The sequence below is a fragment of the Tenacibaculum gallaicum genome (assembly GCF_003387615.1).
GTDB classification, from domain to species: Bacteria; Bacteroidota; Bacteroidia; order Flavobacteriales; family Flavobacteriaceae; genus Polaribacter; species Polaribacter gallaicus.
This window is the reverse complement of the sequence record NZ_QUNS01000007.1, coordinates 87,594-100,323: the sequence shown is the minus strand read 5'-3', so window position 1 is coordinate 100,323 and position 12,730 is coordinate 87,594. Positions and strand designations below refer to the sequence as shown.

General features: G+C 30.0%; 12 protein-coding genes. 7 read left to right on the top strand and 5 right to left on the bottom strand.

Annotated features, from left to right (window positions below; all coding sequences use genetic code 11):
• Window positions 1-23: 23 nt before the first annotated feature.
• The 5 genes from purH to C7448_RS12675 form a co-directional block, all read right to left on the bottom strand.
• Window positions 24-1,550, bottom strand: coding sequence for a bifunctional phosphoribosylaminoimidazolecarboxamide formyltransferase/IMP cyclohydrolase (purH, locus tag C7448_RS12690; RefSeq protein ID WP_115901759.1), 1,527 nt, complete (start codon window positions 1,548-1,550; stop codon window positions 24-26).
• A 144-nt stretch (window positions 1,551-1,694) separates the two neighbouring features.
• Window positions 1,695-1,820: a hypothetical protein gene (locus tag C7448_RS16110; RefSeq protein WP_262510991.1), complete on the bottom strand. Its 126-nt coding sequence runs from the start codon at window positions 1,818-1,820 to the stop codon at window positions 1,695-1,697.
• Between the two features lie 82 nt (window positions 1,821-1,902).
• Window positions 1,903-2,355 (bottom strand): GAF domain-containing protein, encoded by a 453-nt coding sequence (locus C7448_RS12685; protein WP_115901758.1) that lies wholly within the window; start codon window positions 2,353-2,355, stop codon window positions 1,903-1,905.
• 280 nt (window positions 2,356-2,635) lie between these two features.
• Window positions 2,636-4,000, bottom strand: coding sequence for a DUF5458 family protein (locus C7448_RS12680; protein ID WP_115901757.1), 1,365 nt, complete (start codon window positions 3,998-4,000; stop codon window positions 2,636-2,638).
• 21 nt (window positions 4,001-4,021) lie between these two features.
• Window positions 4,022-4,477 (bottom strand): hypothetical protein, encoded by a 456-nt coding sequence (locus C7448_RS12675; protein ID WP_099215504.1) that lies wholly within the window; start codon window positions 4,475-4,477, stop codon window positions 4,022-4,024.
• 90 nt (window positions 4,478-4,567) lie between these two features.
• Here C7448_RS12675 and C7448_RS12670 point away from each other — a divergent pair, with 90 nt between their 5' ends.
• Genes C7448_RS12670 through tssO form a run of 7 tightly spaced genes read left to right on the top strand, consistent with a single transcriptional unit; the run spans window position 4,568 to window position 12,728 of the window.
• Entirely contained in the window at window positions 4,568-4,993 is a 426-nt protein-coding gene (locus tag C7448_RS12670) for a GPW/gp25 family protein (RefSeq protein WP_211321918.1), read from the top strand.
• 18 nt (window positions 4,994-5,011) lie between these two features.
• Window positions 5,012-6,793 (top strand): type VI secretion system baseplate subunit TssF, encoded by a 1,782-nt coding sequence (locus C7448_RS12665; RefSeq protein ID WP_147300536.1) that lies wholly within the window; start codon window positions 5,012-5,014, stop codon window positions 6,791-6,793.
• A 2-nt stretch (window positions 6,794-6,795) separates the two neighbouring features.
• The gene (locus C7448_RS12660; protein WP_115901754.1) at window positions 6,796-9,237 is read left to right on the top strand and encodes an AAA family ATPase; all 2,442 of its coding nucleotides are present in this window, start codon (window positions 6,796-6,798) and stop codon (window positions 9,235-9,237) included.
• Window positions 9,222-10,166, top strand: coding sequence for a hypothetical protein (locus tag C7448_RS12655; protein WP_115901753.1), 945 nt, complete (start codon window positions 9,222-9,224; stop codon window positions 10,164-10,166). Before C7448_RS12660 ends, C7448_RS12655 begins: the two co-directional genes overlap by 16 nt.
• Before the next feature lie 14 nt (window positions 10,167-10,180).
• Entirely contained in the window at window positions 10,181-11,059 is an 879-nt protein-coding gene (locus tag C7448_RS12650) for a TssN family type VI secretion system protein (RefSeq protein WP_147300535.1), read from the top strand.
• The gene (locus tag C7448_RS12645) at window positions 11,049-12,218 is read left to right on the top strand and encodes a hypothetical protein (RefSeq protein ID WP_147300534.1); all 1,170 of its coding nucleotides are present in this window, start codon (window positions 11,049-11,051) and stop codon (window positions 12,216-12,218) included. The genes C7448_RS12650 and C7448_RS12645 overlap by 11 nt, the downstream gene beginning before the upstream one ends.
• Before the next feature lie 12 nt (window positions 12,219-12,230).
• Complete coding sequence (tssO, locus tag C7448_RS12640; protein WP_115901750.1) at window positions 12,231-12,728, top strand: type VI secretion system TssO; 498 nt, start codon at window positions 12,231-12,233, stop codon at window positions 12,726-12,728.
• Window positions 12,729-12,730 lie beyond the last annotated feature (2 nt).

The window sequence follows — 12,730 nt, the reverse complement described above, 5'->3', positions numbered from 1 at the left end:
TGGGTATTTTACACTCAGTATAATTAATGTTTAAAATGTCTTGTTCCTGTAAAAACCATTGCTACATTGTTATCATTACAATAGTCAATGCTTAATTGGTCTTTAATAGAACCCCCTGGTTGAATTACACTTTTTATACCTGCTTTATCTGCTATTTCTACACAGTCAGGGAAAGGGAAAAAAGCATCACTAGCCATAACTGCCCCCTTTAAGTCAAAGTTGAAACTGTTAGCTTTTTCAATTGCTTGCCTTAACGCATCAACTCTACTTGTTTGTCCTGTTCCACCAGCTAATAACTGCTTATCTTTTACTAAGATGATTGTGTTAGATTTGGTGTTTTTACATAATTTAGATGCGAATAACAAATCCTCTAACTCACTTTCTGATGGTTTATTGTTGGTAGGATATGATAAATCATCTAATTTATCAGTAATATAGTCTTTGTCTTGGATTAACACTCCGTTTAAAGCTGTTCTTACTGTTTGCTTAGGTAATTCAACTTCTTTTTGAATTAAAATTACTCTATTCTTTTTCCCTTTTAAAATATCTAAGGCATCAGCATCATAAATAGGAGCAATTACAACTTCACAAAATAATTTATGAATTTCTTCAGCAGTAGCTTTATCAATTTTTGTGTTTGATATTAAAATACCTCCAAATGCAGAGACAGGGTCACCAGCTAAAGCATCAACATAGGCTTGATGAATTGTTTTACGTTGAGCAAAACCACAAGCGTTATTGTGTTTTAAAATGGCAAATGTTGGATCTTCACCTTTAAACTCTTCAATTAAGTTTACTGCGGCATCAACATCTAATAAGTTGTTGTAGCTTAACTCTTTTCCGTGTAACTTATCAAATATAGCTTCTAAATCACCAAAGAAAAATCCTTTCTGGTGCGGGTTTTCTCCGTAGCGTAATACTTTAGAAGTAGTTTCACTAGCTTTATACACAACTTCGTCTTCATTAAAATAGTTGAAAATAGCAGTGTCGTAATGTGAAGAAATATTAAAAGCTTTGGCAGCAAACTTTTTTCTATCGTTTAACGAAGTGTCTCCGTTATTTTTAGAAATAATATTTAAAAGCCCTTCATACTGTTCCATTGAAGAAACAATTAGAGTGTCTTTAAAGTTTTTAGCTGCAGCACGGATTAGTGAAATACCACCAATATCAATTTTTTCAATTATGTCTTGTTCAGAAGCGCCAGAAGCAACTGTTTTTTCAAAAGGATATAAATCTACAATTACTAAATCTAATTGCGGAATATTGTATTCTTCCATCTCAGCAACATCACCTTCGTGATCTTGTCTATTTAAAATACCTCCAAAAACTTTAGGGTGTAAAGTTTTTACTCTTCCTCCTAAAATAGAAGGGTATGAAGTAACATCTTCTACAGGTACTACATCAATCCCTAAGTCTTTTATGAACTTTTCAGTGCCTCCTGTAGAGTAAATAGTAACACCTAGTTCGTTAAGCTTTTTAACAATAGGTTCTAACCCGTCTTTGTGAAAAACGGATATTAATGCTGATTTAATAGTTTTAGTATTGTTCATTATTGTTGTGTTGTTAAGCTTGCAAAGCTAGTAAAACAGTAGGCGTTACACAATGATTTTTTAAGTTTTTAAGATTGAAAACACCACCAAAAATAAAATAATTTTGGTGGTGTTTTTTTTACAACAAAATCTTAAAATAAAAAATTATTCTGCAGTTTCTAAAAAGTTACGAAACCAGATAGTGAATTTTTCTACTAAAGATTGTTGAGATTTTGAACGAGCATTAGCATTACCTAATGCCGCATAAGAAGGATGTTCTCTACTGCTCATAATTTAAGGGGATTAATGGGGTTGTTAAAATCAGACCAAATAAAACAAAAAAAAACTTAATAATCAAGTGATTATATAAAAATTATATAAAATTAGCCACTTTTTTACAAATATACTCCAATAAAGCTTCATCATTTTGAGTAAATGGGTTAGCTGTATGAGAATCAATATCTATTTGACCAACGTTTTCTCCATTAACAAAAATAGGAATTACAATTTCAGATTTTACTTTCCATCCACATGATATGTAGTTGTCTTGTTCGCTTACGTCTTGCACTACAAAATTTTCATTGCTAACTGCTACTTGACCGCAAATTCCCTTTCCAAAAGGTATAATTGTATGATCTGTAGGTTCTCCGTTAAATTGTGCTAGCTTTAATTCTTCTTTATCTCCATTCTTAAAGTAGAAGCCAACCCAATCGTAATAAGAAATTTCTGAAGCTAAATAATCGCAAATTTGCTGTAACTTTTCTTCTTTTGAAGAATTGTTGTTAACTATTGTATTTATATTGTTTTTTAGTTCTTGTAAATTCATAAAAGTGTTTTTATTTTATTCGTAAAGGGGACTTAAAGCTTACAAAAATAGTTGTATGAATTGTGATAAAAAACAGAATTTCGTTTTTTATGGTTTAAATGGAGTGTTTTAAGAGTTTTTTATGAAAAGGGGAAGGTTTCACGGTATATGTGAGAAAGGTTCTTGTAGTTCTATAAAATGGCTTTATAAAAGAAAGCGGAAGTTTTAAATTAAATTTAAAACTTCCGCTTTTATTTTTGTCTTTTTCTATAAAAGAAAACGAATATAATTTAGGATTAAATTATTGTTGAACGTATTCACTGTGCCATACAGCATCTTCAGGTCCATCTCCTTTATGTCCATCTAATTGGATAACAAAACTTTTAGCAGGGAAATAAGGAGTGATGTGGATATCTAATAAAACACGATCTTTCTGATTTTGATCTTGCTCTATTTTTATAACCTTGAAACGCTCAATTAACTTAGTAGGTCCTTGAATATCATCTAAAAACTTAACTATTTGGCGACGTAAATCAGCCTCAGTTCTAGAGCTCCAGTTCTCAAATGCACGTCTATTTAAGAAATCAAATAATACTTTGGTTATATGGTCAAATACTCTTACAACAGAGTAGGTTTGTAGGCCTAAATTATCTCCGTTAAATAAAGTTTTAGCAGAAAATGCCATTACTTTACTGTATTCATTTACCATAGGAACAAGTCCCATTTTTTCAATTTCTGAAATTTCACTCTTTTTAAGGTCGAATCGTACGCTTTCTACTTCGTTAATACCACCAAACTTTTTACCTGCTACTACTTGAGACATTAACGTGTGGTATATTTTACCTGCTAAAGCAGATGATGCGGGAACGTATAAGTTATCCTCTTCGCCTACAGCGTCTTCTTTCTTTCTTCCTAAAAGCCAGTTACAAGTCATTAAAGTGTTTGATTTGTGAACCTCTCCTCCTGAATGATTTGCGTTAGAGAACATGTCAACAATATCGTCAGCTGTTTCTAAATCTTGAAAATCGGTTAATAAAACAGCTTTGTTGTCATAGGCTATTTTAGACCATTTGTCTAACACTACGTTAGAGCCTAAATATCCAGGAACTACTAAAATAGAATAGTTGTCTTTTAAGTCTAATCTATCAAAGTTTTGTTTAAACTCATTTGATACATAATCTATAAAAAGAGGGTTTTCTAAATCTTTTAGTTGACTTAAATCGGCATTTAAGATGGTGATGTTTCTTACTTTATCTTTTTCAGTGTTTTTGTAGAATAAAGCTACAGATCTATACGAAGTTTCTAATTCCTTAGTTCTTTCTAAGGTTTTCTTAAGATTGTAATTTAAAACTCCTTCGATACTGGTAGACTTTTCTTTTGCCGTATCACACATCGATTCGATGTTTTCACTACTTTTAAGAATTTCTAACCAAACAGAAAGTCTGTTTTTTAAGTTTTTTCTTTCTCCTTTCCACTGCTCGTCATTTAAAAATAGACTTTTTCTAGCTTTTCTTTTAGGGTTTAAGTTAGAGTATCCATCAACGATGTTTTCAATAAAAGAGAAACCTCCGTACTCTTTTATACCATCAATAGCGCTCGCTACTTCTTGACTAGGGGATTGTTGTTTAACCGCTTCTGATTGTTGCGTTTTTACTTTTGTAGACATAGCTAATTATGTTTTTTGTTTTTATTGTTCAGCTTGATCGATTTCTTTAATAGATTCTTCTAAAATCTTAATAAATGTATCTTTTGTTTCGGGGTTACTAAGAGCTTTCATTAGTGCTCTGTTAGAAGATAATTGTCTTGAAATTCTTAAGTACTGATCCTTTTCTATATCAAGTTTATTTAGAAAAGAGCTATTAGCCTTAATGTTCTCAACGTTAAAATCACTTAAATTATTAAAGTTTAAAGATTCTTTAACGTCAGCGCCATTTTCATCGGTGTGTTCAAGTTTCACAGAAGGTGAAAATTTCTCGAAAACTGCTTCGATTGTGTCTAAACCATAGGTAGCTTCGGGGGTTGCAGGAGCTTCGTCGGTAAGTTTTTGGATTAATAAGGTTTTGTTGGAAGAAATGTTTGCGATTGACTCATTAGCATCAACTTTAACTTCATTACCTCCAATTCCGTAATTGTACATTGCCATAATAATTTTTTTTATTCTGCTACGAATCTATTAAATATTTGATAAAAAAAATTATTTTTACAGAAAAAAATTTAAGGAAAAATGAATTATTTGAAAATCCCCCTAGACTTTTCCAGCATAACAAAAACAAATAAAGAGGATAATAGATTGGGCTGTACGCTTGAAGAATCCATAGCTCAGCACCTCATGATAATTGCTACTTCAAAACAAGGTGAGGTTTTTGGAAGACCTAACTATGGTTCCGATATTTGGGATTTAGAGTTTAATCAGTTGGTTAAAATTAATAAATGGGAAGAAAAAGTTAAAGATTCTTTATATTACGCCTTTATTGAGTATGAACCAAGACTTAAAGATATTAGAGTTAGTGTAAGATTGTCTGAAATAGATGATGATGCAGAGACTACTGATGTTCATGTAAGAAGAAAAGCAGAAATAAAAGTATTCGGAATAATTATTGAAACCGAAGCTCCATTTAATTTCGCTACACTTTTTTACATCAGTCCTTTATCTCAGTAAAAAAATAAAAAAAACGCAATGAGAGACGAATATTTTATGAAAATTAAAAATCGAATGCTGCTGCGTTCGATGGAACTATGGGGTATTAAAGACAAAAGAAGTGTTGACCCTATTTTAGATTTGTTACTACATACTTTTGCTTATGAAATATCAAAATTACATCAACAAGTAGACGTATCGGATAAAGAGTTGTTAGATAGACTGTCTAGGATACTGGTGAGTAACAAATGGTCTTTACCATCACCTTCACATGCTTTGTTGAAAGCACAACCAGAAGACGATACAACACAGCTTTACGTTTCAGATCATTTTTATTGTTCTAAAAGACGATTCGGAGAAGAAAAGCTAGATGTCTTCTTTACACCTATTATAGCAAAAGAACTTATAAATGCTTCTGTTAAATATTTAGGTTATGACGATAAATTGTTAATAAGTGAAAATCAATTTGGTAATATAGAAGACGCTCTTTACTTGCCTCAAGAGAATAAAATTAAAGATTATGAGCTTTGGTTTGGAGTGGAAATTTCAAATGAGTTACTAGAGGATACAAATAACTTATCACTATGTTTTATTTTAAATGATAGTTCTCTTTTACCTTTTTTAAAAACAATGAAGGTTTATGATGCTGCAGGGAATGAAATGTTTTTAGATAAAGAAAGCTTAGTGAATAAGAATAATGAAGTTCATTATTTTGAAGACGTTGTTTCGTTTTATGAAGATTGTTTTTACACATTAAATTTAAATGAATCTTGTAAGGTTAAAAAGACGATTAATGAGTTGTTTGGAGAACAAGATGACTTTTTTATTGAACCAGAAGATTTAAATCAAAAACTGTTGTGGTTTAAAGTTAAACTCCCAGAAGTTTTTTCTAAAGATAAGCTGAAAGGAATTGAAGTAAGCTTAAACACCTTTCCTATAGTTAATAGAAAATTAGAGTATAAACAGCATAATTTTAGGAAAAATGGAAGAATTTTATCTGTACTTAGTGAAGGAGTAGATTATTTTTTAAACATTGAAAGTTTAAATGATGATAAAGGAAATAGTTATGCCAATGTTATAGGGAATTCTACCGAAAGCCTTGAAGGAGGTTACTCATTATATTTTGGAGATATAGGAAGGTTTGATACAAGAAGTGCTAAAATGATGTTGAGTAAAACTTCTCAAACAGTAAGAGAAGAAGGAAGTGCTTTCTCTTCCATAGGTTATGATATTATACAAGCATATTTAGATGATTTGCATGAAAAATTAGACGAAATTGATAAGAAAATTCATTTAGAGTTTGGAGAGGTAAATGCAAATAATGATAAAACTTTCTTATTAACCTACCCACATAAAGAAGCTTTTAATTATGAATTTCAGTATTGGTTGACTAATGCTAGTCAAGCAAATGGCATTACTACTAGTTACACTTTTAATCAATATAGAACAGGTAAGTTTATTGATAGTAAGATTAAACTAAAAACGGAAACAATAGGAGGTTATATTAGAAAAGAAGAGCATGACAAAATAAATGGTCTACGCTATGGATTACTTACAAGGGAAAGAATTGTAACAAAAGAAGATGTAAAAAGCTTTGTAAATAGTAAAATAGGACGTTTTGTTGAAGATGTTTCTATAAAAGATGGTGTTGCTATATCAAAAGAAAAGAAAAAAGGGTTGATAAGAACCACTGATATACATATAAAAACTAAAAAAGAGTTAATTTCTATAGAGAAACAAAACCTTTTCAGTTATTATCTTGAAAAGGAATTAGAAAAAAAATCTATATCAAATATAACTTATAAAGTATTTTTTATTTAAAAATGATGGAAAAAGATTACAGTTCAAGCGCTTTATCAAGTATAAAAAGAGCTAAAAGTATTGCCTACAAAGAAAAACAAAGTACTTATGGTGTTAGCCACTTAGTAACATCATTAATTAATGAGCCTACTGGTTTAGAGGAAATTATTGATGGTATGGGAAAGGATGCTAACTACATTCTCGAATGGTTTGAGGTAATGAAAGAAATGTACAAGTCAACTCCGCTACAAGCTTCTGGAGATATACATCCAGATAGTGAGGTTGCTAAGGTTTTTGAAGAATCTGAACGTTCAAAAATCAAATTAGGAACAGAAAATATTGATGCGTTATGCATTTTTACAGCGGTGGTAAGAGAAGGTGTCGTATATTCTGGTCAACAAATAGAAACACTTGGAATAACAGAGCAAGAAATACTAAAGCAGTATAACGCAAATACTCCTACTTTTTTAGAGTCAAATACCAAAGAAAACATTTCTACTATAAGTTCATATATTGAAGATCTTCAGACACAAGAAGTAATTCAAAAAGGAAATTTAATTTTAGGAAGAGAAAAGGAAGTACGATTAATTTTAGAGAATTTTGAAAGATCTGAAAGCAAAGGAGTTATTCTAGTAGGAGAATCTGGAATTGGTAAAACAGCGACAGTAAATTATTTTGTAAGAGAATTAAGTAATAGTACTGATGAGTATTTAAAAAGTCATTTGGTGTTTAAGCTTAATGTTCCGAAATTATTGGCTGCAGCAAGTTCAGAAAATGATGTAAATAAAAAGGTATCAGAGTTATTTGAGAAGTTAGAGTCTATTGATACTCCATCTATATTGGTGATAGATGATCTTCATGTATTACTTGAAAATTCTTCTGGTAAAACAAATGCCATTGTTAACATTTTAAATGCTCAATTAAGTGGAGGACGAATTAATATGATTTTTACAATTAATTCAGATTCTTACCGAAAAAGTCTTGAAAGACACCCTGTAAATGGCAAGCTAGAAATCTTGAAATTAGAGGAGTTAGGAGACTTGGAAATGTTAAAATGCTTGCACAGACATAAAAAAAGACTTGAAGTACATTTTGATATTAAAATTTCTGACAAAGCCATTGAAGAGGCTATACATCTTTCAAAAAGGTATTTTAAAGAAAAGAAGTTACCTTATGGAGCAATAGATTTGATAGATAAAACCGTAGCGGCTGTAAAAATGAGCAATGCTACGGTATTAGAAGAAGTTGAAAAGATAGAAAAAGAATTTAATGAAGTTAAAGGTTCAGAAAAATTTGATTTCTCTGATTTACAATTGGTGTATAATACCATTTACAGAAAAGTAAGTGTTATTCAAACCTCAAAAGTAACTAAGTCATTTAATTTAGTATCTGATAACCCAAATTTACAGGAAGAAATATCTAAGGTTGAAGAATTCTTATCTATGTTAAAAGAACTAGCTAAGACGCCTATAGACATTGTAAGTGAAATGGATATTGAAGCTGTTGTATCAGAAATTACAGGTATTCCTTTGGGGAAAATTCAAACAGAAGAAAAAGAGCGTCTTTTAAATATAGATAAAAAATTAAAAGAGAGAGTTAAGGGGCAAACAAATGCAATTCAAACACTCTCTGATGCTATTATTGAATCACGAAGTGGACTTAGTAATCCGAAACAACCAATTGGTTCCTTTTTCTTTTTAGGGCCTACAGGAACAGGGAAAACTGAATTAACTAAATCATTGGCAGAGTTGCTTTTTGATGATGAAACTGCAATGATTCGTTTTGATATGTCTGAATTTAAAGAGGAGCATTCAGCAGCATTACTTTATGGAGCGCCTCCTGGTTATGTAGGTTATGAAGAAGGAGGAATGCTAGTAACTAAAATTAGACAACGCCCATATTCAGTAGTTTTATTTGATGAAATTGAAAAAGCACACACTTCTGTTTACGATGTTTTTCTTCAGTTAATGGATGAAGGAGTAATTCATGATAAATTAGGAAGAGAAGGGGATTTCTCTAATGCTATTGTCATTTTTACATCTAACATAGGTAGTCAATGGATTGCTAAACAAATAACAGAAGGAAAAACTCCAACTTCAAATGAGTTAATAGAGGTGATGGCACAACATTTTAGACCCGAATTTTTAGGAAGGTTAACAGAAGTAGTTCCATTTGCTCCAATTAATCAAAAAGTAGCACAAGATATTTTAGTAATACACTTTAATAAGCTTAGAAAGCAATTGGAGCAACAAAAACAAATAGTGTTAGATATTTCTGACGAAGCTTTAGAGTTCTTATCAAAAAAAGGATTTTCTCAAAAGTATGGAGCTAGACCTATTGCTGGAGTTGTAAGAACATATGTGAAAAAGATAATATCTAAAATGATAGTTTCTGAACAAGTGAATAAAGGAGATCATGTATTATTAGATTATAAAAACAATAATCTTGTATGGGAGCTAGTGTAAAAGAAAGCGATGTCGTTGTTGGTGAACTTGTTCGCAATATGGCATCTAATTTTATTGGAGAAGTTTTTGTAGAAGAACTAGAGTTTTTACTAGATAAAGGTGTTTCTGAGAGACTAATTGTAAGAAACCATGGAATGAATAGTAGAGCTCAGTCTAAAGATATTTTATCTGTTGATTCAAATTTTATAGCTAAAGATACAGGTTTCGAGGAAAATTTAGTTGTCAACCTAAGTAGAAACAGTATATATCATCAACTACCAGAAATTTTGTTTTATCCACTTTCTTTAGGAGTTAATTCAGATAACAAAAAAGAAGTGATTGATACTATTCGAAAGAATAGAGAAAAAGAAAAAGGAGATATTAACTTTTTTACTCTTTTTGATACTGAAATATTTAAAGAAAGAGTTAGGATTAATAATAGAAGTTTAAATTTTTTCTCAGACAAAAAATCAAAACAGAATCTATTAAATATCTTCAAGCAAATTATAGGTTCTGATTTGCTGGTTTCAGATGAATCTTTATACAAGCTATTTCTTAATTTATGTAAATCTGAATTTTTTAAAGAAAACTTAACGGAGTTAGAAAAACTAATACAGGTAGTTTTAGGCTTAAAAGTAAAGCTTAATTATGTGCCATGTGTTATAAAAGATTCTCCTTTTTTAAGTTTAGGAGATGCAGTTTTAGGGGTTGATTTAGGCTTGAGCGGTGAGGTTTATAGTGAGATAGATGATGTTAAAGTAGTTGTAGTGTTAGAAAAAGAAGTAGAGAACTTTAACGTTTTAGAAAAAAGTGTTCTACAAATAAAAGAAGTGTTGAGCTTCTTTTTAATTTCCTCAAGAAAAATTCATATCACCTATCAAACAAACTCTGATCAATCTTTTGTTTTATCAGAGAGGTTCTTAGGATATGATTCGTATTTAACTAATTAAGAAAAGAAAAAGTTATGAACATAATAATAGTATATTTTTTAAAATTCCTTTTAGCACCTTTAATAGCCATAATTTCTTTAATGGTATTAAACAATGTAGTAAAAGCTAAAAAGTCTTTTAATATAAAAAAGGCAATTGTTTTAGTATTGTTACTTACCCTTATTTTAATAGCTCCTGTTTTTTTAAGTCTGTTAAAGTATGAGTTTGTGTGGGTAGGATTAATACTTACAGTTTTGTGTTATCTTTTTATAGGTGTGTTTTTTATATTTTTTCAAAACACAAAGTTTTACAAGTCTATAGGGTTAGATAATAAATTTCACACACTGTTTTTTGTCTTTATAGTAATGGTTCTTTCAGGGTGGTTGTATTACCTAATTTTTGAAAAAATAAGCAACTTACCTTATGCACTTTGGGCAATGCTGTCAATAATTTGGTTTGTGTTACCGTTGCTGTACACTATGTCTTTAGGTTATTTTTTAAATATCTCAAAATCATTTTATAAAGCTTGGAATGTTTCAGGTAATGGAGCTACAGATATGTATTGGGATAATGTAGATGTTTTTAAGTTAATACAAGTTACTGTAAAGATTAAAAGAAACCCTGATGATAAAAACTACAGTTCCTTTTCAGTGAAATTACCTATGGAGGTATCAGTAGGTATGTGGTTTAATCGTTTTATTGAAGATCAGAATTTTAGGTTTCCTGATAGAATGATTGATACTTACTTAGATGGAGAACCTATCGGTTGGATATTCTACACTAATAGATGGTTTAATTTCCCTCTATTCACAAAAGTTTTAGATGCTGAAAAAGACGGTAAATTTAACAGAATAAGAAATAAACAAACTATATACATAAGAAGAACTGCTTTAAATACTATTGATGATGAATAAGAAAAATAATAAAATGAATTATTTACCAATAAATTGGACTGACGGAGTAAAAATATCTGCTGAACATTTTTTTAAAAACTATAATAATACAATTGAAACAGTAAAAGATTATAATTCTGTTTCTCTCAAAAATTATGAGTATGGTTTAATTGAAAGTAGTGCTGATTTTGAAAACTTACAACTAGATGTTTTAAGTGATGGAGATAATTCTTTAGTAATAAAACTCAAGTCATGTAATGCGATTACAGAAAAAGGATACAGAATTATGTACCACCGCGATTTGTATGGAGCAAACTCACCATCAGTAACTCTTAAAACATCTGACTTTGATAAGACAGAAAGTGAAGAGTTTTATATAATGTTGTCTTTATCTCCTTTTGAATATTTACCAGTAGGTGTGCCAGATCCTGAAGTAGTACCCTTACATCATCCTAATGTTTTACCAAAATTAGAGTTACATACGCTTCCTGTTTCAAAAATTAATACCAGTTTTTTAAAAGAACACTTTTTAGTTATAGGAAAGGTTTTATGGACGAATGGATTGTTTTCAATTGATGAAGGTTATGTTCCGCCAGTAGTTAACTTAGCGTCTAATGAAAGGTTAGAAGGTTTTGGTAAGGGGTTGTTACAAGTACTTATCAAGTCTAAAAATTATTCTATTAAAATTTTCAAAAAGAACAACGGACAAAAAAGTAGTAATAAATTAGTTTCTAATACTTTTTCAATCTGTGAAAAGCTGCAAGAGTATTACAGTGATAATATCTTTAATTTAGAAAATATTTCTGTTAATAGCTCTCCTATGTATTTGGTAGATAGGTTAGTTGTGCTAGCAAATAAACTTTCTATTTGTTTAAGTATAATGGATGATAAAGAAAAAGAACAGTTACTACAGTATTATTATCAATGGACAGATATAAAACCTTCTGATTTTCTAGACTCTATAGTAGATGCTGTTAATGTCAAATACAATCATATGGAAATATCTGAAACGTTTGATGTGTTAAATAGGTTTGTAGCTATGTTAGAGCGTGTATTTAAAAAGATGAGTGAATTAGAGTATATAGGACAAAGAAAAGACAATATCGTAATTAACGAAGAGTCTAAATCGCAGTTCAACAGAAATAGAGGAGGAAACAGTTCTTGGAGTATAATTGATTAATATAAATTTCTTATGAAGGCTTTAAATCACAAAGAAAGAAAAAAACAAATTCTTAAGTTTTTTGCGTCATTCTCTTTAACAGCAGTAGTTGTGTTTTTCTGTTTATATGTCACCTTAATTATAGCAGAAAAAGGAGTTGTTTTGATAGAGAGTAAGCAATCTCATTATAATGAAGTTTTTAAAAAACAAGCAATGTTAAATTTTAAAATGGAAGAACTTTTTAAAAATTTATATAGCTTAAAAAATAAAAGAAGAAATATAGGAGAGTATAGGCAAATGCAAAAGATTATTACCAATACTAGGGTTGAAATAAGACAAAGTATTGATAGTACTAAAAAAGAAAATAACTACTATAAAATTTACGGTGAGTTTTTATCGGAAATAAGGAACATACAGTCACTCCTTGAAAACTATAATAAAGAAGTTAATACAAGAGAGGCTAATAAAGAGCAGCTAGAAAAATGTAGAGAAAAGTATAAAGACATAAATAAAGACTTAAAAAAAGAATAAGC